Raw genomic sequence first — 21,312 nt, forward strand, 5'->3', positions numbered from 1 at the left:
AGATCGGGCGAGCCAAAGTCTTATCTATCAGATTTGATTATTGCCTGCCTTGTTTGAGTCTGAGCGAAAAGCGTCCTCGTCTAAAGTCTTTAGAATGGTTAGCTGGAGTTGAGGTGGAAGATTGAGGTATTCAAGTATTGCGGGATTCAGTTTTTCATGAATTTCTATCTCCGCTTGACCAAAGAATTCATTGATATAGAAATATAGATCTCTAATAACTTCGTATGGTTTTGCGTGATGGGTCCGTAGAATTGATTTTGATTTAAGGCTATTGTTAAAGGTTGTCGAGGTGGCTGTTTTTATTGATTCTTCGTCAAAGGCTACGCTCTGGCAAAGTTTTCTGTGTATTTTAAGAAGCTTGGAGAGGTGCTTTTCAAGTTTTGATAAGGGGTTGCAAAGTTCGTCAGTGGTGCTGGTGGCGTTTTGCAGTGTTATTGAGTTGATTAGCGAGATGGCTTCAAAAACAAGCTTGGTCGAATCTGTCACCTGCGGGTTCTTAGAGAATGTCCAAAATGGGGTTGGCATGGGGATTTCAATTGATACGTTTTGCTGTTTATTTTGAGCTAAACAAATTATAAATGGATCTAGGCTGTTATTTATCCATCTCCCGGGTTTCTTCAATTCCAAGGTAATGGCATAACTTGCTGCAATAACTGCAATTTCACCTAGCTGTTGCTTCTTGCTGCAGTTCAGTATGTCCTTAAGATTCAGCAGCGCACTCGTATTGTCGCCCTCAATTATCTGAAGGCGTGCCTTTAGATAATGGTGTACTGGCTTGAAAATCTCGAAATCTTCGTCTTGCTCAAGAAGGGCGATAGCTTCTCTGACTGGGGTGGTATCCGAGGCCGCTCTGTCGATAATCTCTAGTGCATATGCTAGAGGTGCGCACTCTTCAATAGTCCTGGTGGCTACAAATCTCTCATAACAATTAAAGATTTCCATAATCGATGTGTCGAGATCTGGCTCGGGGAAACAGTTTGAACTTCCTATCATGTCATGATGCAAGATTATGTGAGACTGATGGAAATTGTCTTGAGTTTTTTTCTGGGCTTGGTTGGTGAACTCGTTAATGTAATACTTAAGGATTCCAAGGAGGCTGGCAGAGTGAATGTCTGGTGTGCCGTTGGATAAATGGCCAATGAATCTTTGAATTGCGGTCCCGGCTATATAGGCGGCGCGAACATTTTTGACTTTATCAGGTAGTTCTTCTTTGCAATCGCGACTGCTGAAATTTTGGTTCAGTTTACCAATTTTATCTTCTATTGTTTTTAACTTGATGTCAGATTTTGTTGTGATCTTATTTAGCGAACTCCTGAAGTCCGCAGTGTTTGCCTCGGTTATTTTGTCAAGCTGTTGTCTCACTGCGTTGCGGGTGTTTTTTGCGCAGTCATATTCCGTCATATGAATATCGGGAAGTAGGTCGAAGAGGTAATATAGAGGTGTTGATTCTGGAAGGCGCGCACGGATATGGCATAAAAATAGTGCCAGTTGGGGGAATGCAATTATTGATAAAAATGCTCCCAAACCAGTTCGGTATGACGTTCTGGTGAAAACAGCCCTTGAGCGAATAAATGACAGGAGAGTCTCTGCAGTGTCCAGGAACTCAGAAAGCTCGTCGGCAATATTTTGATCGTCGCCAGACAAGAGCATTAGCAACTCGCCGATTCGACCTTGGTTGGCACTTCGCCACGGTTTGGTTGCATTGGGACCAAAACGAGACTGTCTTCCATGCCACGAGCGCTGGAACGTCAATTTTTGCTCGTTCGCTTCTATCAGGCCGAATCCACTTGCTAGTGCGTCTATGGTTTCTGCGTAGGTTGGAATCCTTGCCCAGCCGAGGCCTGTTGCGTCCTTCATCGATTCTCGCCCTTTCCGGTACCTAGAAAATGCAGAGTCACCATAGCCTGCTTCCCATCGCATCGCGATAGCCCCTGACAGGGTTCGGAATTTCAGAAGGAAAAATCACATGTTCAACTACTACCACCCGCTGACCATTCGAGACGTCGTCAACGCGCTAGAGGCGCTACGCCACGTACAGCGTCCCTACGGCGACAACGAAGGGGATGCGATTAATCATCCTGACGTATACGCCGATCTGCCTACTCACACTCAACAGGCTGTTGATCTCGCCTGGCGTTACGTGCGCGAGTACTGCTGCCACATTGATGGTGCGATCAACTCGCGCTCGGTGACCTTGCTAAAGAAGCATGGCTATCAGATCCATCTCGGCCCTAATCAGTATGACCCGATGCTAATTGCTGGCGTGATCACGGTTGGCGACTGGAACCTCGATCTGAGCGACGAGACCGCGGACTAAGAAAACGTCGTATAGCCGAATGGCACTGAATTAAACCCAAGCCATTGATTTTTATGGGAAAGTAGAGGGCTGGCCGCCCCGGATAGTAGGCTGGAGGTTGCGAAATCCACAGCAACCACCCGAGGAGCCAGCCCACATGCATCCTAGCCACCGCCCAACAACGGGGCAACAACAGCGTGTACGCCACTATGCAAGCAACGCGGACAGCTATTTCCTGTTCAATCTGCTGACCAGCCCAAAGCTGTTCGACCGTGTTGGGGCGTTGCTACCGGAGCACCGCGAGCGGTTGTTTCCGCCGGCGGAAACCTTGTCGATGTTTCTCGCCCAGGTGTTGTCGGCTGACGGCAGCTGCCAAGCGGCGGTCAACGACGCCATGGTCAAGCGGGTGATCGGTGGGCTCAAGCCGGGCAGTACGGATTCCGGTGGGTACTGCAAGGCGCGCTCGCGTCTGCCGCAGTCAATGATCTCGGCGCTGGCACGCCAAACCGGGGGGATCATCGCCGAAGGTGCTGCCTCCTGGTGGCATTGGCGGGGTCGGCGGGTGCGCCTGGTCGACGGGGTCACGGTTACCTTGGCGGACACCGAAGAGAATCAGGCCGCCTATCCGCAGCTCGTAATCTTCGATGAGTTCCATTAATTACTAAATGCACTAAAATTCATAATTCTTGTCAAAAACGAGAGCTTCATCACGTTGTTTATATGGGCAGGTGAGCGCCGCTAGCCCTCACAAGCTCACCACGGTCAACGTAAAGCAACTGCACGAGAGCCAGTGGCGTGATGATTCGCTTGGTGGTCGTGAAAGGGTACGTATCCCGGTTACTAATGAACGAGGCAATAGCAGCCTACATACGGCTCGTGCGGCCCGAGCTGGGAGCCGATTTAAAGGGAGTTTTAGAGGCTATTAGTGTTGACGTGCGAAGTATGGAGCGGGAATGAAAGGCATCCTCCAGCGGAGTGCTGAATCGTCCCGGCTTTTGTGGAGGCCGTTTCGTTTAAGTCAGGCCGCAATGGCCACACCAGCTTGTTGCCGGTAGAAGTTTGCCTCAGCCTCCGCAGGCGGGATATACCCGATTGAACTCAGCAGGCGCTCATTGTTGTACCAGTGTTGTACCAGTGCACCCACCTGGTCTGGCTCAGCTAGTTCCGTGATCAGAAAACATCGGATCATTTAACAGCCAGCTGACTAACACCGGATGTAGAGGTCCATGCTTGTCGGCCAATAGGGAAAGTTCCTGCTTGGATCGCTCTTCCGCTCGCCCAGCCAACGAGATGGTCTCCGCTGTCGGGTAATGCCGTAGTAGATTTTTTGCTTGGTACCGTACGCTTTCAGGAAGGCTCGTGTCCCTGGCCAGTTCCTGTAGGAAGTCCCGTGTTTGCACAACGCTACGGGTGCGCTCATGGGCCATCGTCATGGCATTGCTCCTGAAATGTCCGCAGGGGGAGACGGCTTCCCGTCAACATGTCCCACGGCCCGTGGGGGCATTTTACTGTATGAAGCCTGATCTGCCAAAAAGGGTGGAGCCTCAATCATCAGTCTCCTGTGATCCGCTCCGCACCGCTATTGCCCGCAAAACAGCATTCGAAGGTGGCAGAGTAACGGTGCGGCCAGGCCTGGGGGCATATCACTCATCGTGGTGCAGCCATGGTCGACGAAGCTTCAAGTGCGCTGGTTAGCAACCTATGTGAGCAGAGCGGCCGAGAAACTGCGTGGCCAGGGCTCGTTGTGCAGCACTATGTTGGCGCTGATGGAAAATTGACCCACCCTGCCGATTGAAATTTGACCCAGGGCGGATTGCTGATTTTGTTACCAGCAACTGTGGATAAGTCTACCAGCGCAGCTGCTGTTGCCCCCACTCCTTCGCTAGCCCAGTTCAGTTGTTTAAGACCTGCCACATGCAGCCATGCAGCAGGCCGTCGTCACCATGAAATCAGAACGACTCATCGTCCTCCGGTTCCTGGCCGCCCTTACGCTTTCGCTCCCGTGATTTGATCTTGGCCTGGGCCGCCAAGCTACTGTGTTGCAGGCGATAGGACTCGTTACCGGTTTCGACGATGTGGCAGTGGTGGGTCAGCCGATCCAGCAGGGCGGTGGTCATCTTGGCGTCGCCGAACACGCTCGACCATTCGGCGAAGCTCAGGTTGGTGGTGATCACCACGCTGGTGTGTTCGTACAGCTTGGACAGCAGGTGAAACAGCAACGCACCGCCAGCCTGGCTGAACGGCAGATAACCCAGTTCGTCGAGGATGACCAGATCCATGCGCAGCAGTGCCTGGGCGATCCGCCCGGCTTTGCCGTCGTGTTTTTCGCGCTCCAGCAGATTGACCAGATCGACCGTGGAGTAGAAGCGCACGCGCTTGCCATGCCGGGTGATGCCGGACACGGCCAGCGCGGTGGCTAGGTGGGTTTTACCGGTGCCTGGCCCACCGATCAGCACCACGTTCTGCGCGGTGTCGGTAAAGGCCAGGCTGGCCAGCTCGCTGATCAGGCGTGCGTCGGCGCTAGAGGCGTTGAAATCGAAGCTGGCCAGATCGCGGTGCATCGGCAGCTTGGCCATGTTCATCTGGTGGCTCACCGAGCGCATGGCGCGATCTGTGTGCTCTTGTTCCAGCAGGTGTTCGAGCAGCCACTTGGACGAGGCTGTGTTCGACTCACCCTGTGCAGTTAACTCCGCCCAGGCCGTGGCCATGCCGTGCAGGCGCAGCTCCTTGAGTTCCGCCATCAAATCACGCATGACCGACCTCCTCGGCCTGGCCACGCAGGCGGTCGTAGCGTGCCGTGTTAGCGACGGGGGCTTCCTTGAGCGACAAGTGGGTTTCGACGCTGGGTGGTGGTTCGGATGCTGTCAGCCGTGCCACGACATTGAGGATGTGTTCGGCGCTCAGGCTGCCGCTTTCCAGTACCAGCTCAACAGCCACCAGCACCGCATCGAGCCCGGCGACCGGTACGGCAGCCAGAACTTGCGCCATGATCCGGTCACCGCCGGCATGACGCCCCAGACCGTGCTTAAGCTGACGCAGCGGCGCCGGCAGATCAGCAAAGGGCGCGCCGTTGCGCAGCGCACCGGGCTTGCGTTCGATCAGCGGGAGGTAGTGCTGCCAGTCATAGCTGACCTGGTCGCGATCCAGCAAGCGGACATGGCTGGCGATCAGCGCGTCGTCAGCCACCACCTCGATTCGCGTCGGATACAAACGGCTGCTGACCCACTTACCCGCGTACTCACACGGCACCGAGTAGCGGTTGCGCCCGACGCTGACCAGGCAGGTGCTGGAGACCCGCGCAGGCCGCTCGACGTAACCGTCGAATGGCGCTGGCACAGGCATCAGTTCAGCGCGCTCCAACTCCAGCACTTCGGCCACACTCAGCCCGCTGTATTGAGGGTGCGTCAGCTCGTTCCAAAGCGCGCGGCAGCGCTGGCCCAGCCAGGCATTGAGTTCCTCGAAGGAGTGAAACTGGCAGTCCTGGGCGTCTAGCCAGATACGCCTGCGGCTGTCTTGCACGTTCTTTTCAACGATGCCCTTTTCCCAACCAGCGGCGACGTTGCAGAAGTCCGGATCGAACAGGTAATGCGCGCACATCACCGCAAAGCGCGCATTCACCGCCCGGCCTTTGCCCTTATTGACCTTGTCGACGGCGGTCTTCATGTTGTCGTAGATGCCCCGGCGCGGCACGCCGCCCAAGGCGCCGAACGAGCGTGTATGGGCGTCAAATAACATCTCATGGCCCTGGCTCGGATACGCCACAAGCCAGAACGCACGGCTGGCACACAGCTTCAGATGTGCCACCTGCATACGCCGGTAAATGCCGCCGACCAGCAAGCCTTCCTCGCTCCAGTCAAACTGAAACGCCTCGCCAAGAGCAAAGGTCAGCGGCACAAAGGCCTGCGACGCCTTGCCCTGTCCCCCTCGCCAGGCACGGATAAACGCGGTGAGCTGGCTGTAGCCACCGTCATAACCTTCGGCTTTGATTTGCGCCAACAGCGCCTTGGCAGCGAATCGGCTTTTAGCGCCTGCTCTAGCGTGGCGTGAAAAGGGCTGAGTTTGTTAAAGATCGCGCGGCGTTGGTACACCGGCTGCTTGGCCTCAGGTGCTCTGACCCACTTGCGAATCGTGTTGCGCGCCAGCCCGGTGCGCTTGGCTATCTCATGCAGCGACAGCTTGTCGCGGAAATACATCCGCCGAATTTTGCCCATCATTTCCATACTGATCACCCTGTGTTCTCCTGCTCAAAAATTGAGCAGAAGCAGTTGAACACCTGGGTCAGTTTTCAGTCGGCAGAACAGCCTCTACTGGGTCAGTTTTCGGTCAGCGGCAACAAACCTGCTGGCCGGCTATCATTTCCGCTACCGCAAGATGGGTGCCGTGGCCTATCGGCACGTGGCCAACAACTACATCGCTGTGTTCCAGCACTTCATCCCACCAGGCATCTGGGAGGCGATTTACGTAATTGAGGGGCTGCTTAAGGCTGATCTCAGTGTCGAGGCAGACACTGTGTATTCAGATACTCAGGGGCAATCGGCGACAGTCTTTGCCTTCACCCATCTGCTGGGCATCAACTTGATGCCACGTATCCGCAACTGGCGTGACCTGGTGATGTGCCGGCCGGATCGCGGCGCGTCGTACAAGCATATCAACCGCCTGTTCACCGACACTGCCGACTGGCACTTGATCGAAACTCACTGGCAAGATCTGATGCAGGTCGCGCTGTCCATCCAGGCCGGCAAAATCTCCTCGCCTATGCTGCTGCGAAAACTCGGCTCCTATAGTCGGCGCAACAAGCTCTACCATGCGGCCCAGGCACTGGGCAGCGTGATCCGCACGATCTTCCTGCTCAACTGGATCGGCAGCCGCGAGCTGCGCCAGGAAGTTACCGCCAACACCAACAAAATCGAGTCCTACAATGGTTTCTCGAAGTGGCTTTCGTTCGGTGGCGACGTGATTGCCGAGAACGATCCGGACGAACAGCAAAAACGTCTGCGCTACAACGACATGGTGGCCTCATCGGTGATCCTGCAGAACACTGTAGATATGATGCGCATCCTGCAGAAATTGGCCCGAGAGGGTTGGCAGTTCACCGACGAGGATGTGTCCTTCCTCAGCCCCTACCTGACCAGCAACGTCAAACGCTTCGGCGAATTCAACCTAAAGCTCAACCGGCCACCGGAGCCCTGGATTAAGGACTCGGTGTTCCAACAAGCTGCCGGCTCGCTGCGGGTGATCACACCTCGCCAGCTAGATACCGAGAAAACGACATGATCAATGTTCCTCCCGCAGCCTTTCGCGTTACACCGTACGGCGAAGTCGATGCGGTGGCGTTGGAAAACCTACGCGACGGCTTCGACGCCTCTCAACTGCTCCGGCTGGTTGATCGATTGGACGCCTGCTTGCTGCAACTGGGCGGAACCACCGCCATTCGCGACGAGCTGCTGAGATTGCATGCGATGGCTCTGACGATAATTGAGGGCATCGCCCTTACGGTGCCTGCCGAGAGTGCTTGTATCTGGGCAGAAGCCGAATCTCTGCAGACGGATCTTGAGGCGCTGGTTTCCTGGGCTCGCACTGCTCAGCTCATCATTGCGCCGCTGATCAATCTTGCTCCACAGCACGAGGCATGAGCGCTCTCGCCGATTTCGACCAGGCTCAGCGGTTTTTGATCATGGCTGGAATCGCCCTTAAGTAGATCAACTCACCAATCAATTCTACGAGTGTCTGAGTGATCACAGCCGCCGCAGCCAGCCCGCGAATGGACTCCGGGAGCGCTAGGGCCAGGGGAAGCACTACAAGCGAGTTGCGAGTGCCTGAGCTAAATGCCACTGCCCGTGCGGCAGATACCTCCAAACCAAATAGCCGGGAGCTGAGTACGCCGAGGGCGGGAGCGAGTAATAGAAACGCTCCGTATACCGGAAGCAACGGCGCCAGGATGTCGAGTTGGTACACGACGGCCGCGATCTGCGAACCTACCACCACGATTAGAACCAGGGCCATTGCAGGTACTGGCAGCCAAGCCCAGCCTGCGCTCCATGCACGAACCAGCAGAGATCGGCGCCCGCCAAATTCGGTGAGCACAGCCGCTACCAAGGGTAGGACGATCAGTAACAGGAAAGCTTCTGCGAAGGGCCACAGCTTGATCACTGTGCCAGCTTCGGAACCAAGGATTAGCTGCAAGTAGAGGGGCAGCAGCAAAAGCTGAAGCAACAGCAGCAATGGCGTCGCCGCGAGCACCAGACGAGAGTCCCCTTTGCCCAGGTGGGTGAAGACCACCACGTAATCGATACAAGGCGTCAGCAGGACAAGTAGCGCGCCGACCAACAAGGCCTTGTTCGATGAGAGCGGCCACGTCACTAGCCACACCATCAATGGCATTAACAGGAAGTTGGCCAGTAACAGGGCACCGACGAAGCGGCGGTTGGCAAAAGCTGCTCGCAGTTCCAGAAAAGGAATCTGCAGAAACATGGCATACATCAGCACGGCAATCGCCGGTGTGATGGCCATGGCCGTCAGTCCGGTGAATTGCGCAGAGCTCAAACCTGCAATGGCAGCGGCCACCACCGCCGCGAAATAAAATGCTATCTGATGTTCTTCCAGCCAGTCCCGCGACATCTGATATCTTCTCTTGCTGCGCAAGGGCGACATTCTCGCACTGGCATCGGATTTAACCCAGCGTTGAGGCTGGTTGCGCAGCGGGCTGCCTGGTTGCTTTTCGCTTGTGCCGGTGGGCGAAGGTTTACAACGCTCCAACAAGTCTTGCCGACAAGAGGAAGCATGGTGTTTCGAAATAACCGGATGGCGGGTCTGACGCAAGTGTTCGTCACCGCCAGGAGCTAACCGCAATGAATCCTCAACGTTCAGGCATGACCTGGAACCTGCTGCTGCTAACCTGGCTGGTCGCACTGGTATCGACCCTATCCGCGCTGTACATTGGCGAGGTGATGGGCCAGGCACCCTGTGTTTTGTGCTGGTTCCAGCGCGCCTTTATGTTTCCGCTGGCGGTGATCCTGGCCATCGCCTGCTACCGCTCGGATTTCACAGTCTGGCGTTACGCCCTACCGCTGACCGCTATCGGTGCGGCTCTGGCATTTGTTCACACGCTGCTCTATGCAGGGCTGATTCCACAGCCGATCCAGCCCTGCACGGCCACCGGTCCATCCTGCTCAGGCGCCGGAATGACCCTCTTCGGCGTGGTGCCCCTGCCGGCACTCGCCTTGTTCGCCTTTATCCTGATCGCCATCCTGCTCATTCTCATCCGTCGGAGAACAACTCCATGAATCGCCGTTCCGTGGTCCTGATCATCAGTGCCGTGATCCTGGCCGTTTTTGCCGCCGCCGCATTCTTCTATTCCCCCTCGCAGTCGCCTCAACAGGCCCAGGCTCCCAGTTCGACAGCCCAAGAGACCGCGACACAACCCAAACAGAACGGAGGCCAACTGGTTCGCTTCCACTCGCCGGTGTTCGGCCCGGCGCAAGCGCCAGTAACCATTGTCGAGTTCTTCGATCCTTCATGCGAGGCATGCCGCGCCTTCCATCCCTTTGTGAAGCAGATCCTCGCCGAGAACCCGGAAGATGTACGTCTGGTGCTGCGCTATGTACTGTTTCATCAAGGTTCGGAAGAAGTGGCGCGGATGCTTGAGGCGGCGCGCAAGCAAAATCTCCATGAACAAGTGCTGGAGGCTGTGCTGGAGACCCAGCCCGGTTGGCACGACGACCCCAAGGTAACGCAGGCATGGGCTGCTGCCGAGCGCGTCGGTTTGAACTTGGAGCAGGCCCGCCAGGACATGCATACGCCTAGCGTCAACGCCGTGCTTGAAACGGACATGCAGGACGTCAAGGCCGTTGGGATTCGTGGCACCCCGACCTTTTTTGTCAATGGTCGAGCGCTCAGCGAGTTCGGCCCGGAGCCGCTGCGCCGATTAGTGAGCAGCGAAGTGGCCAAGGCACGGGAATGACACTATGAGCGCGCTGGAGAACCGCGTGCCACCGCTGCTCGTAGCTGGCCTGATCGCTCTGCTGATGGGTTTGTCGGGGCCCAGATTACCGAGCATCGAACTGGCATGGACCGCGCGGCTGACCTTCGCTTTGCCGGTACTGTTCCTGGGGCTCGGCGTGTGTTTCGCCGGCGTACTGTCGTTTCGCCGCGCACGTACTACTGTCAATCCATTGCAGCCGCAGCAGGCTTCGGTGTTGGTGGAGGCTGGCATCTATCAGTACAGCCGCAACCCCATGTATTTGGGCTTCGCCATCAGCCTGACGGCCTGCGCGCTGGCCCTGGCCTCGCCTTTTACCCTGCTGGGCGTGGTTGCCTTCGTGCTTTACATGAATCGTTTCCAAATCGAACCCGAAGAGTCGGCGCTGGAAGCGCTGTTCGGCGAATCATTCGCTCGCTACCGCGCACGAGTCCGCCGCTGGCTCTGAGCGTCCGCGGCGGTAGCGACTGGCGGGGCTTGCTCGTCGCGGCAGCCTGCCGAAGGTGCCACGACCTAGCCTGATCTCCTCGTGACGAGCTGCTTTGGCCACATGCCGCTAGCATGTCTCTGGTCGAAGACATAGCGCCAACGAGTGATGTCGCAAGTTCACTCCGTTGATATCGAGATAACTGTCTAGCAACAGCGGTGAGCGCAAAGCAGGCTTATGCTTCGCTGCGATGACTGTCGGCCTGCCTGGTGTCGATACAAACACTGCCGTCTAGCTCCATTTCAAGTGTCGAGTGGCTGACTTTGAATCGCTCATGAAGTACACGTTTTAAATCAGTCTTCACTCGTTCAATTTCGGGCAGGCTAGCCTTCTTGATGACAACGTGAGCTTCCAATGCAGTTGAATGTTCGGCAATTTCCCAGACATGTACGTGGTGAACACTCACAACGTCGTCCACTTGCTCCATGACATTGATTATATCAGTGATGGAAACTCCTTCTGGTGCGCCCTCCATTAACAAGTGAATGGTTTTAGGTAGCATGCTAAAGCCCTGCCATAGCACGTAACCAGCAATCATCAGCGTCAGTACAGTATCTGTCCAATACCAGTCATACAGAAGGATTAATGTTCCGGCAATAATAACACCGACGGAGGCCAGCGCATCCGACACATTGTGCAAGAATGCCGCCTTTATATTCATGCTATTCTTAGACATTGTGTAGGTGAGCAAGGCCGTGACGACATCTACAATCAAGGCTATTCCCGCCACCACGACCACTGTCCATCCTTCAATGGGCTGTGGGGCAAAAAACCGACCTATAGCTTCGTAGATGAGGTAGAGACCAACGATAATCAGCGTGACCAAGTTAATCAAAGCCGCTATGGTTTCACTGCGTCGGTAGCCGAAGGTTTTAAAAGCATCTGGCGGTTTGCGACCGATTTTACGTGCGATGAGCGCAATAACCAGTGATGCGGCATCGCTCAAGTTATGTAGCGCGTCAGCTATGAGCGATAAACTGCCAGAAAGTATTCCTCCAACAACTTGTGCCAGAGTTAGCACAGTATTAACGCCAATGGCAGCGATTAAACGCTTATCGCCTATGGCTTCGGTGTTATGGTTATGTTCGTGAGCCATTGGTTTTTAACCGTCCTTAAATAACATAAGACAAGGATAGGGAGCCCAAAAAAGTAATAGATAATACTAGCACCAATACCATCTGGCCTTCCAAACCACACTGACAGAAATGCGACCACTCTCAAGCGAGTTCGTGCATTATCGTCTGAAACTTGCCGATAACTGGCCGATCCCTCTCAAACGTTAAACGACGTTGCTCGCTAATGATAGATGATGCGGCGTCAATCCGAAGATGACAAAATTGTAATCTTCCAATCATTCTTTTCGTAGGATAGGCCCTTGCAGATTGGTGCGCCTCGGTGCTGACATGACGAAGCAAGGCGCTCATGTCACCGCGCAATGGAAGCATTACATTTCAATAATGTAATGCTTGGCTCATGCTGCTGTTAACTTCAATCACGCAAAATTCATTCGAACCTGCAGGGCTCAGCGAGAAAGCTCAGCAAGCCACCTTTGAATTTAGCGAGGACTGCCCTATGAATCTGTTGAAAGCTATTGTTGTTGGTTTGGTAATCTGCGGCTCCGCATTGTCTTATGCAGAAGATGGTTACGACCGCTCAATTAAATTTAATGAAAAATTCCGAGCAGATCAAAAACGAATTCACGGAACCGAATCCGCCAAACGAAAAATAGACGAATTACAGATTAAGGATACCCGCCAAGATCAGAACAATACGGAAAGCAAGAAAGAAACCAAAGCTGACTAACCGCTTCATATCTGAACGATATTCGCCTCCGGCAGCTTCCAATCTCCTTTGGAAGCAGTTGCACTCTAAGCGCCCTTCGGGGCGCTTTTTTGTTTCCATAACTTGCCCGCAACATCGCTACCAGCGAATCGCCCGGAATTTATATAAGCCGTTTCGTTTAAGTCAGGCCGCCATTGCCTGATCTGTTGTTATTAGCCTTCGCAAGGATCATGTCCGAGTGAGCTGAACAGACGCTGTGGCGTACAGCGCACCCATGTCTGGGTCGCTATCTCAAAGGCCTCACGGTTCGCCCATGATTGACGGTGTCAGCTCGGCCTTGCACAGCCCGCTGATCGTTCCAGCCAGGGCTTTGTCGTAGCTATCGCCCTTTGCTGCCGACCGGGGCAGGTCAGTCGCTGTTTGCATAATCCTTCGTCAGCTCACCGTGGGTGAAAGCCATCAGGTCAAGGACGCGTATGTAGCGAAAGTCATACGCACTAAGCGCTGAGCAATTTTTTATTTACCGCTTAGATGCATCAGACTGCGCCACAAAGGCTGTGCTGTCCGCTGCGCCGCTAATGAAACTGCGCTCCGATAATTAACGCGCCCCGTTCTCGCTAGCTAGCAAGAACGGGGCGTTGTGTGCCGCCATCCAATCTCTAGCTTGTTCTGTCAGCGGCCAACGCGATTTCTTGCTCCTCCAATTCGTCTTCGCGTCGATGAGCCATCTGGTAGAGCAACGGCAAAACTAATAGCGTTAGCACCGTTGAGGAGAGAATCCCCCCGATCACCACCGTCGCAAGGGGACGTTGTACCTCTGCACCGGTACCCACATTCAAGGCCATTGGAACGAACCCGAGTGAAGCCACTAAGGCTGTCATCAATACCGGTCGTAGCCGGGTAAGGGCACCTTCGCGGATCGCAGTGTCCAGAGGTAAACCTTGCTCCCGTAGGCTACGGATGAAGGAGATCATTACCAGGCCATTTAGAACGGCGACGCCTGACAGAGCAATAAAGCCAACACCTGCTGAAATGGACAATGGGATATCTCTGAGCCACAGCGCAACAATGCCTCCGGTGAGCGCAAATGGAATCCCTGTAAAGACCAACAAACCGTCTTTGACATTGTTGAACATCATGAAAAGCAGAATGAAGACCAGGAGCAGCGCCACGGGGACGACAATCTGCAGCCGCTTCGTTGCCGATTCAAGCTGCTCAAAGGTACCGCCCCAGTCGATCCAATAACCTGCCGGGATATCTACCTGGGCCTGGATTTTCTGTTCTGCCTCAGATACGAATGATCCAATGTCACGACCACGGACGTTTGCACTGACGACAATTCGCCGTTTCCCTTCTTCTCTACTGATCTGATTCGGACCGGGGGCCAAATCCAGGGTGGCCACCTCGCCGAGGGGGATATAACTTATGGTGCTGTTTAATTCCCTTGGAAGGGCAATTGGAAGCCGCTCAATTGCGGCGAGATCGCTGCGTATCTCGTCCGGTAAACGAACCACGATATCGAAACGCCGATCTCCTTGAAACAAGGTGCCTGCCTCTCGGCCACCGATAGCTACTGCAACCGCTTGCTGGACGGTATCTAGACTCAGGCCGTATCGTGCGATCTGATCGCGATCGATATCAATCGTGAGCATGGGAAGGCCAGTCGTCTGCTCGACCGTAACCTCTGAAGCGCCTGGTACTTGTCCTAGCACCTCGGATACTTCCGCCGCCGTGCTGTTAAGAACGTCCATGTCATCACCATAGATTTTCACGGCTACCGCGGCACGAACTCCGGAAATCAGCTCGTTGAAACGCAGCTGAATCGGCTGGGAAAACTCGTAGTTATTGCCCGGCAACTCAGCGGCGGATGCTTGCACCTCGCTTAAGAGCTGATTACGCGACTTGCCTGGATCCGGCCACTGTTCTTGTGGCTTCAGCATGACGTACCCGTCAGAGATATTTGGAGGCATAGCATCCGATGCCACTTCCGCAGTGCCAGTTCGCGCAAATATGCGTTCAATCTCCGGAAACTCATCCATAAGCTTTCGCTCCAGCTGCTGCTGCATCTCTACAGACTGACTAAGACTGGTAGCTGGTACACGAAGGGCTTGGATAGCGAAGTCTCCCTCGTTGAGGCTAGGCACGAATTCACTGCCCATACGTGACCCTACGAGGCCAGAAAGTATGACTACAACTACCGCAAAGGTGAGCACTGCTGGCTTGTTGGCCATTACCGCATCGAGCGCAGGTGCGTAGGCCCGTTTAGCATTGCGGATTAGAAAGTTTTCCTTTTCCGTAACCCGCTTACCGATAAAGAGCGCAACGGCCGCCGGGACGAACGTCACCGAAAGGATTATCGCCCCGAATAGCGCTGTCACTACGGTAAACGCCATGGGCGTGAACATCTTACCTTCTACCCCTGTAAGGGCGAATATCGGCAGATACACGATCATAATGATCAGCTGCCCATACAATAGAGGCCGACGCACTTCCTTTGCCGCAGCGAATACTTCATGAAGCCGTTCGGACAGTGTTAATGCCCGTCCGTGATGGGACTGAGCGTGTGCAAGTCGACGCACGCAGTTCTCAACAATCACCACGGCTCCATCGATAATGATGCCGAAATCCAATGCGCCTAGGCTCATCAGGTTGGCGCTGACCTGATTGGCTACCATGCCGGTGAACGTGAAGAGCATAGAAAGCGGTATCACAAGCGCGGTTAGGATCGCCGCCCGGATATTGCCTAAGAAGAGAAAAAGTATAACCACAACAAGAATGGCACCCTCAGTGAGGTTCTTCTTAACGGTGGATATAGCTTTGTCTACGAGTACAGTTCGATCGTAGACAGTAATTGCCTTTACGCCTTCCGGAAGCGAAAGGTTTATCTCTTTCATCTTGTCGTCGACAGCCCTTGAAACTACTCGGCTATTTTCACCGATAAGCATGAAGGCCGTACCTAGTACCACTTCGCGGCCATTCTCGGTGGCTGCGCCAGTGCGGAGCTCCTTTCCAACCTCGACCGTCGCAACGTCGCGGATACGCACTGGGGTACCGTCAACGTTGCTAATAAGGGTATCGCGGATGTCCTCCACAGACTGCATTTGCCCTGGAGCGCGAACAAGATACTGCTCGCCGCGCTTTTCAATATATCCGGCACCTAGATTGTTATTGTTTTGCTCAACCGCCTCGATCAAATCTTGTAGTGTTAGTCCAAACGACCGCAAAGTGTCTGGGTTGGGGGCGATCTGATATTCCTTTGCATATCCTCCGATCGTATTGATCTCAGTAACACCAGGTACATTTCGGACTTGCGGTTTGATGATCCAATCTTGAATCTCACGCAAGTCAGCAGGGGTATACGGCGTACCGTCCGATTTGGTGGCACCTTCCTCAGCTTCAACCGTCCAAAAATAGATTTCGCCAAGCCCAGTGGAAATAGGGCCAAGTGTTGGAGTGACGCCATCTGGGAGCTGATCTTTGGCCCCTCCCAGGCGCTCGTTCACAAGTTGGCGGGCAAAATAGATGTCAGTGCCTTCCTCAAAAATAACTGTGATCTGAGAAAGTCCATATCGAGACAAGGATCGTGTCTGCTCGAGCTTGGGCAGCCCAGCCATTACCGTCTCGAGCGGGTAGGTAATACGCTGCTCCACTTCCAGCGGGGAATAACCTGGCGCCGCAGTGTTGATTTGCACCTGTACGTTGGTGATATCCGGGACAGCATCGATAGGCAGCTTTTGGTAGCTGTAAGCTCCTAACGCTGCCATGCCAAGCACGGCTAGCATAACCAACCAGCGATGCTCGATAGAAAAACGAATGATACGTTCGAACACGATTCTATAACTCCGTATCAGTGAGCATGCGAGGCGCTGGCTTTGCCAAGCTCGGACTTGATGATGAAGCTGTTATCCAAGGCATAGCGCGCTCCGGGCTGGAGGCCTTCCTTGATTTCGACCGCGTCACTATCGCTGCGGCCACTCACGATTGGCTGAGCAGCAAAGCCATGGTCGGTCCGTACAAACACCACCGGCTTTTCTTCCAATGTGTGGATCGCATCAGGACTTACTGCGACTGGCACGGATGCTTCGCCAGCGCCTACCTGCACTTTGACGAACAGGCCGGGGCGCCAAACCCCTTCAGGGTTGGGAAGTGTGACCCGGGCGGTAGCGGCGCGGCTTTGCTGACCAACAAGTGAGCCGACATAAGAAACGGTTCCATTGGCACTGGACTCGAATGCTGTGGCCTCGATAACGGCATTGCTGCCTACTCGTACCGCGCTGAGTGCATTGGCAGGAACGCTGATATCTGCCCACACGGTGGAGAGATCGGAAATGATGAATATCTGGTCATCGGTATTGACTGACTCACCGAGCGTGATGTCCTTCTCAACGATCATCCCATCGAACGGCGCCCTGAGTTCGTAGCGGCTCAATGCGTCTGGCTTGCCAGCATCACTGCCAAGCGCTTGTAGCTGTGCGTTTGCATTCGCAACAGTCAGCTCTGCTTCCCGTAAAGCCTGTTGTGCCTGTAAATAATCCTGTTCCGCAGAAATACGCTCTTCCCATAGCTCCTTTTCGCGTCGATAGGTTTTTTGAGCCAATGCAAGACGTTTTTGCGCCGCGTAGAACTCGCTTCTACGTTCCGACAGGTCTGTACTCGCGATCACAGCAAGTACTTGCCCCTGTTTCACCTGTTCGCCCAAATCGACTTTGACCGCTTCAACGACACCTGAGAGACGAGGCACAACTTGCGCTGTGCGGTCTTGGTTGAATGTAATTTCGCCAGGCAGCTCAATTGCGCTTTTTATCTTTGCGGGCTGAGCAGTTGCCAGTGAGATGCCGGCGGCTAGGATTTGTGTCTCTGAGAGTTCTACCTCTGCTGTTTCAGTATGCTCCGCTCCCTCGGGCTCATCTTCATGCTCATCTTTCTCTGCCGCACCGACCTCGTGATCGCTATCGGCGCCTCCTTCATCATGGCCATGATCTCCTTCGGCTTCTGCATCCTCATCCGAATGCCCTTCATCCTCATGCTCCGATTCGTCACCATGCTCGCTATGTGCGTCGCCCGCATCGGGCACAGCTGGACTACTGCGAAGAAGCAATCCGCCAAGCATAAGTGCCACGCTTAATATGACGACGATCCAAAAAATCTGCTTCTTGTGACCAGCCAAGGAAGATGTATTCGATTTACTTTTCATATGGATTCCTATGGCTGAGTGGCCGAGGTGATAACGGCCGACCCATCTCCGACAATTCGCGAGATTTCTGCCGCCGCCTGGTTAGCTTGTGATAGCGCAGACAGATACTGAGATCGGGCTTGGAAAAGCGTGCGTTGAGCATCCAGTACGTCAAGGAACGTGAATTTTCCAAGTTCGAACCCCTTGCTGGCAGCTTCATAAGCGCTTTGGGCACTGGGGAGCATATCGTTGCGCAACAGTTCAAACTGCTGGCGAGCAGTGCGCAGCCGCATGTGCGCTTGGGAAAGTTCGCTTTTCAGGCGTATATGGACGGCGTTGAGCTCGTCCTGCGCCTGGTAGGCCCGTTCCTGCGCTGCTCCGATGTTGCCTTGGTTTCGATCAAACAACGGCAGGGGCATCGAGATACTCACCAATCCCAGCGTGCCGTTATATTCATCTGAGCGTTGGGCACCTACGCTAACCGTCACGTTAGAAAAGCGATTCGTCCTTTCCAGCTTTAACGCAGCCCGACGTCTTTCAGCCTCCCGACGCGCGCGGGTTAGTTGGGCGGAATCGTTCAAACGGCTATAAAGCTCAGCTAGCTCGGGAAGAGGAGGCACTGCCTCTGCCGGCTCTTTTACTCGCTCAAAGCGTGGCTGTGGATTTCCCCAGTTGGCCGCCAGCCGAGTGCGCGCAGCTTCGAGTTCAGCTGTGGCCTGGGCAAGCTCTACTTGCACTCCAGTAGCCGCAACCCGCGCCCGGGTTTCCTCTACGGGAGAAACCATGCCGGCCCTCACACGTCGATTGGCCACGTTCACTGCTTGCTTCGCAAGCTTTGAAGCAGCCTGAGCGAGGTCCAGCCGTTCTTGAGCAGTAAGCACATCGTAGTACGCGCCCATCACTGCCCCCCTCAGTCGAGCTTGGGCGTCCTGTAGGTCAGCAGCTGCTACGTCCAAGGCTCGTTGCGCCGCCTCAATACGAGCCGAACGTTTACCACCCAGCTCTATTTCTTGGCTCAGTTCAAGCGTGGTCTCCGGGGCATCGCCCCGGATTCCCTCCTGGCTAGCGGACAATATTGGATTCGGACGTGCTCCGGCTTGGCTAATTAATGCGCGAGAAGCAGCCAGCTCACGTCTTGCAACAGCCAGTTCAGGGCTTGCAGAGCTAGCGAGTTCCAAGGCGCGTAGAAAGCTTATGGATTCGACAGACTCAACGGGGAATGTATTTGACACACCGACAGGTAAGGTCTGTGTGAAGGTCGGCAACTCTAAGGGTTGCGCAAAGGCGAGATTGCACGACAACGTCGTCAACCCCAGCGAGAAAAGAGCTTTTCGCACCGAAATCTCCTAAAAAAAGGGAAGGTTCGGTGAGACGTCAGATACAGATAAATGGCGCTTACTGGTTACTTTGGCGTCCCACCGGTTTTGCACCGATGCGCCAATTAGGTTTCTCAGGACGCCCCGCTTCAGCCGATGCGTAGCTAGCAGAAGGAAACGGTTTCAAGCTCATTGATAATACCGAACCAGGACAGATCCCTTTCGTTATAAGCGGCTTGATATGGTCGCCATGAAAGACACAGTCTCCATCCAGACTGATTTTTTTTGCGGCTTTTGACGATCCTTCCTCGTCAGTACCCAGAGACTCGTGCGGATGTTCGTGATGTCCAAGATGATTTGCTGCCGAACCATCCTCATGACTGCAGCTCGTGCTAACAACTGCCCATGATGATTGCAATGGGAACAAGGCTAGCAACATCAGCAAAACTATTTTTCTCATCCAAGGCAAAACGATGACTTCCTGGTTTAGATGTCGAATCCAATCATAAGAACTACCCCCGCCAAGACGCGAAACACATGCGCCTCTACTGCGATAGTGATTCGCCCTGAATTTAGTAGACAAATACACGAAAGCGTTTTTATCAGCCTTGCCAAGCCGGCGAGATAGCTGATGGCTATGGGGTGGTGACTTTAAATAAGTGTGGATAACGACCTGGTGACCGCAACATTACAAATCTGTAATCGAAGGAGTGCGCGATTGGGCTTCCTCAGATTACAAAATAGTCATTTGCCGCTAATCCTGCCGTCATCTCTAGGGGAAGAACATGGCCAAGCGCTAAAAACAAAAAGGCGAAAGGCGTCATTCGAGCACTGACCTGCCGTACATAAGGAGCATCATCATGAGCAAAAAGGCCGTTTTTTCGCTGACAGCCCTTTCATTGGCATTGGGCAGCGCCCCGGTCTTTGCCCAATCGGAAACAGCCGAGGGCTTCATCGAAGGCAGCACGCTATCGCTGATAAATCGCAACTTCTATTTCAATCGGGATTTTCGCGACGGTGAGAGTGCCGCCGGCAATGGCTACTCCGAGGAATGGGCCCACGGATTGATGGCCTTCTTCGAGTCCGGATATACCCAAGGCTCGGTAGGGATTGGCTTCGACGCTTTCGCCATGCTCGGCCTCAAGCTCGACTCCGGTTCGGGGCGCTCCGGTGTGGGCGGCAGCATCGACCTGCTTCCCCACGACAGCGCTGGCGATCCTGAGGATGACTTCACACGGGTGGGGGGCGCGGTGAAAGCACGCTTGCTGGACACCGAGATCAAGGCCGGCGATGTATTTCCCACTACACCTGTCGTGCACTTCGGCGACTCTCGGCTGCTGCCGGAGTCTTTCAAGGGTGTCACCGTTGTGAACAACTCGCTGGACGACCTCACCCTTCAGGGAGGCCGCTTGCACGCGATGAGCCAGCCCAACACCAGTAACATGAACGAAGACTTCGTCACCTTCTACGGCGGGGGCGTAGACGCGCCTTGGCTCGGCTACGCAGGCGGTGACTACAGCGTGAATGAAAATATCAGTCTTAGCCTGTACACCAGCCGCCTCAAAGATGCCTGGAACCAGCATTACTTCGGTGCGTCGGCCACCTATCCGCTCTCCGATATCGTCGCGCTGCTGGCCAGCTTCAACTATTACAAGGCAACCGACGAAGGCCGTGAGTTGCTGGGCGAGTTCAACAACAACATCTGGAGCTCCAGCCTGGGTGTCGCCTTCGGCGCGCACACCGTCACGGCGTCGTATCAGCGAAACAACGGTAACAACGACTTTGACTACTTGCGCCAGGCGGACTCGATCTACCTGAACAACTCCATTCAGTACAGTGATTTCAACTCACCTAAAGAGCAGTCCTGGATGCTGCGCTACGACCTGAACATGGCGGAGTACGGCATACCCGGGCTTACTTTCATGACCCGCTACGCCCGCGGTTGGGGCGCCGATTACAGCAACGCGAACGAGGTGTACATGCGCCAAGACGATAACGGTGCGCCGCTGACGGGACAGAACCGCTGGGAACGCGACGTCGAAGCCCGCTACGTTGTACAGACTGGCTCTCTCAAGGATTTGTCTCTGCGGGTGCGCCAGGCTACCACGCGGGCGACTGCTTTCGAGTCCGACCTCGATGAGGTCCGATTCATCGCCGAGTACCCTCTCTCGATCTTGTGAAACACCATGAGCAACACCACATCTTCTTTAGTTTTGCTCCCTTGGTTTGAAGATGTGTTTCAGGCGCCCATCAGGGCGCCTTTTTTCGTTTGGTGCACCC

16 protein-coding genes and 2 pseudogenes are annotated in these 21,312 nt (G+C 54.6%); 9 read left to right on the forward strand and 9 right to left on the reverse strand.

Features of this window, described 5'->3' with window-relative positions:
* Positions 1-27 precede the first annotated feature (27 nt).
* On the reverse strand, positions 28-1,857 hold the full coding sequence (locus KVO92_RS14025; protein WP_129591701.1) for a hypothetical protein: 1,830 nt from the start codon (positions 1,855-1,857) through the stop codon (positions 28-30).
* A gap of 109 nt (positions 1,858-1,966) precedes the next feature.
* Between KVO92_RS14025 and KVO92_RS14030 the strand changes: the two genes are divergently transcribed.
* Both KVO92_RS14030 and KVO92_RS14035 read left to right on the forward strand, forming a co-directional pair.
* Positions 1,967-2,317 carry a hypothetical protein gene (locus KVO92_RS14030; protein ID WP_003298438.1) on the forward strand — a complete coding sequence of 117 codons (351 nt, stop codon included), beginning with the start codon at positions 1,967-1,969 and terminating at the stop codon, positions 2,315-2,317.
* 136 nt (positions 2,318-2,453) lie between these two features.
* Positions 2,454-2,954, forward strand: coding sequence for a hypothetical protein (locus tag KVO92_RS14035; protein WP_003298435.1), 501 nt, complete (start codon positions 2,454-2,456; stop codon positions 2,952-2,954).
* A gap of 496 nt (positions 2,955-3,450) precedes the next feature.
* Here KVO92_RS14035 and KVO92_RS22850 read toward each other — a convergent pair whose 3' ends face one another.
* The 3 genes and pseudogenes from KVO92_RS22850 to istA form a co-directional block, all read right to left on the reverse strand.
* Positions 3,451-3,729: a BPSL0761 family protein gene (locus tag KVO92_RS22850; protein ID WP_003298432.1), complete on the reverse strand. Its 279-nt coding sequence runs from the start codon at positions 3,727-3,729 to the stop codon at positions 3,451-3,453.
* Between the two features lie 516 nt (positions 3,730-4,245).
* On the reverse strand, positions 4,246-5,049 hold the full coding sequence (istB, locus tag KVO92_RS14040; RefSeq protein ID WP_013983804.1) for an IS21-like element ISPst3 family helper ATPase IstB: 804 nt from the start codon (positions 5,047-5,049) through the stop codon (positions 4,246-4,248).
* A pseudogene (gene istA / locus KVO92_RS14045) lies at positions 5,042-6,516 on the reverse strand (IS21 family transposase). Before istA ends, istB begins: the two are co-directional and overlap by 8 nt.
* A gap of 106 nt (positions 6,517-6,622) precedes the next feature.
* On the opposite strand from istA, the pseudogene KVO92_RS14050 reads away from it, so the two are divergent.
* Positions 6,623-7,570, forward strand: a pseudogene (locus KVO92_RS14050) (transposase); the annotation flags it as partial.
* The gene (gene tnpC, locus KVO92_RS14055; RefSeq protein WP_003298428.1) at positions 7,567-7,929 is read left to right on the forward strand and encodes a Tn3 family transposase post-transcriptional regulator TnpC; all 363 of its coding nucleotides are present in this window, start codon (positions 7,567-7,569) and stop codon (positions 7,927-7,929) included. The pseudogene KVO92_RS14050 and the gene tnpC, both read left to right, overlap by 4 nt.
* Positions 7,930-7,954: 25 nt before the next feature.
* Here the strand turns inward: tnpC and KVO92_RS14060 are convergent, their stop codons facing one another.
* Positions 7,955-8,914, reverse strand: coding sequence for an arsenic resistance protein (locus KVO92_RS14060; RefSeq protein WP_102845815.1), 960 nt, complete (start codon positions 8,912-8,914; stop codon positions 7,955-7,957).
* A gap of 230 nt (positions 8,915-9,144) precedes the next feature.
* On the opposite strand from KVO92_RS14060, the gene KVO92_RS14065 reads away from it, so the two are divergent.
* From KVO92_RS14065 to KVO92_RS14075, 3 genes are read left to right on the forward strand one after another with little or no spacing between them, the layout of a single operon-like run.
* Complete coding sequence (locus KVO92_RS14065) at positions 9,145-9,579, forward strand: disulfide bond formation protein B (protein WP_174824731.1); 435 nt, start codon at positions 9,145-9,147, stop codon at positions 9,577-9,579.
* Positions 9,576-10,256, forward strand: coding sequence for a DsbA family protein (locus KVO92_RS14070; RefSeq protein ID WP_102853253.1), 681 nt, complete (start codon positions 9,576-9,578; stop codon positions 10,254-10,256). The genes KVO92_RS14065 and KVO92_RS14070 overlap by 4 nt, the downstream gene beginning before the upstream one ends.
* 4 nt (positions 10,257-10,260) lie before the next feature.
* A complete protein-coding gene (locus KVO92_RS14075; RefSeq protein ID WP_017246351.1) occupies positions 10,261-10,722 on the forward strand; it encodes a methyltransferase family protein in 462 nt (153 codons plus the stop codon).
* 214 nt (positions 10,723-10,936) lie between these two features.
* On the opposite strand, the gene KVO92_RS14080 is transcribed toward KVO92_RS14075, so the two are convergent.
* Complete coding sequence (locus KVO92_RS14080) at positions 10,937-11,857, reverse strand: cation diffusion facilitator family transporter (RefSeq protein ID WP_008569956.1); 921 nt, start codon at positions 11,855-11,857, stop codon at positions 10,937-10,939.
* Positions 11,858-12,234: 377 nt separating this feature from the next.
* On the opposite strand from KVO92_RS14080, the gene KVO92_RS14085 reads away from it, so the two are divergent.
* Positions 12,235-12,564 carry a hypothetical protein gene (locus KVO92_RS14085; protein ID WP_023444715.1) on the forward strand — a complete coding sequence of 110 codons (330 nt, stop codon included), beginning with the start codon at positions 12,235-12,237 and terminating at the stop codon, positions 12,562-12,564.
* Positions 12,565-13,202: 638 nt separating this feature from the next.
* Here the strand turns inward: KVO92_RS14085 and KVO92_RS14095 are convergent.
* Genes KVO92_RS14095 through KVO92_RS14105 form a run of 3 tightly spaced genes read right to left on the reverse strand, consistent with a single transcriptional unit; the run spans position 13,203 to position 19,053 of the window.
* The gene (locus KVO92_RS14095) at positions 13,203-16,373 is read right to left on the reverse strand and encodes a CusA/CzcA family heavy metal efflux RND transporter (protein WP_015275576.1); all 3,171 of its coding nucleotides are present in this window, start codon (positions 16,371-16,373) and stop codon (positions 13,203-13,205) included.
* A 17-nt stretch (positions 16,374-16,390) separates the two neighbouring features.
* The gene (locus tag KVO92_RS14100; RefSeq protein ID WP_015275575.1) at positions 16,391-17,737 is read right to left on the reverse strand and encodes an efflux RND transporter periplasmic adaptor subunit; all 1,347 of its coding nucleotides are present in this window, start codon (positions 17,735-17,737) and stop codon (positions 16,391-16,393) included.
* Positions 17,738-17,745: 8 nt separating this feature from the next.
* Positions 17,746-19,053 carry a TolC family protein gene (locus KVO92_RS14105; RefSeq protein ID WP_008569960.1) on the reverse strand — a complete coding sequence of 436 codons (1,308 nt, stop codon included), beginning with the start codon at positions 19,051-19,053 and terminating at the stop codon, positions 17,746-17,748.
* A gap of 839 nt (positions 19,054-19,892) precedes the next feature.
* On the opposite strand from KVO92_RS14105, the gene KVO92_RS14110 reads away from it, so the two are divergent.
* Positions 19,893-21,212 (forward strand): OprD family porin, encoded by a 1,320-nt coding sequence (locus tag KVO92_RS14110; RefSeq protein WP_014822255.1) that lies wholly within the window; start codon positions 19,893-19,895, stop codon positions 21,210-21,212.
* Positions 21,213-21,312 lie beyond the last annotated feature (100 nt).

This window comes from Stutzerimonas stutzeri, assembly GCF_019090095.1.
Classification (GTDB): Bacteria; Pseudomonadota; Gammaproteobacteria; order Pseudomonadales; family Pseudomonadaceae; genus Stutzerimonas; species Stutzerimonas stutzeri_AN.

Bases quoted from the DNA above. Each gene is read 5' to 3' on its own strand.
- KVO92_RS14025 (WP_129591701.1), bottom strand. From the start codon at position 1,857: ATGAAGGACGCAACAGGCCTCGGCTGGGCAAGGATTCCAACCTACGCA.
- KVO92_RS14030 (WP_003298438.1), top strand. From the start codon at position 1,967: ATGTTCAACTACTACCACCCGCTGACCATTCGAGACGTCGTCAACGCG.
- KVO92_RS14035 (WP_003298435.1), top strand. From the start codon at position 2,454: ATGCATCCTAGCCACCGCCCAACAACGGGGCAACAACAGCGTGTACGC.
- KVO92_RS22850 (WP_003298432.1), bottom strand. From the start codon at position 3,729: ATGACGATGGCCCATGAGCGCACCCGTAGCGTTGTGCAAACACGGGAC.
- istB (WP_013983804.1), bottom strand. From the start codon at position 5,049: ATGCGTGATTTGATGGCGGAACTCAAGGAGCTGCGCCTGCACGGCATG.
- tnpC (WP_003298428.1), top strand. From the start codon at position 7,567: ATGATCAATGTTCCTCCCGCAGCCTTTCGCGTTACACCGTACGGCGAA.
- KVO92_RS14060 (WP_102845815.1), bottom strand. From the start codon at position 8,914: ATGTCGCGGGACTGGCTGGAAGAACATCAGATAGCATTTTATTTCGCG.
- KVO92_RS14065 (WP_174824731.1), top strand. From the start codon at position 9,145: ATGAATCCTCAACGTTCAGGCATGACCTGGAACCTGCTGCTGCTAACC.
- KVO92_RS14070 (WP_102853253.1), top strand. From the start codon at position 9,576: ATGAATCGCCGTTCCGTGGTCCTGATCATCAGTGCCGTGATCCTGGCC.
- KVO92_RS14075 (WP_017246351.1), top strand. From the start codon at position 10,261: ATGAGCGCGCTGGAGAACCGCGTGCCACCGCTGCTCGTAGCTGGCCTG.
- KVO92_RS14080 (WP_008569956.1), bottom strand. From the start codon at position 11,857: ATGGCTCACGAACATAACCATAACACCGAAGCCATAGGCGATAAGCGT.
- KVO92_RS14085 (WP_023444715.1), top strand. From the start codon at position 12,235: ATGCTGCTGTTAACTTCAATCACGCAAAATTCATTCGAACCTGCAGGG.
- KVO92_RS14100 (WP_015275575.1), bottom strand. From the start codon at position 17,737: ATGAAAAGTAAATCGAATACATCTTCCTTGGCTGGTCACAAGAAGCAG.
- KVO92_RS14110 (WP_014822255.1), top strand. From the start codon at position 19,893: ATGAGCAAAAAGGCCGTTTTTTCGCTGACAGCCCTTTCATTGGCATTG.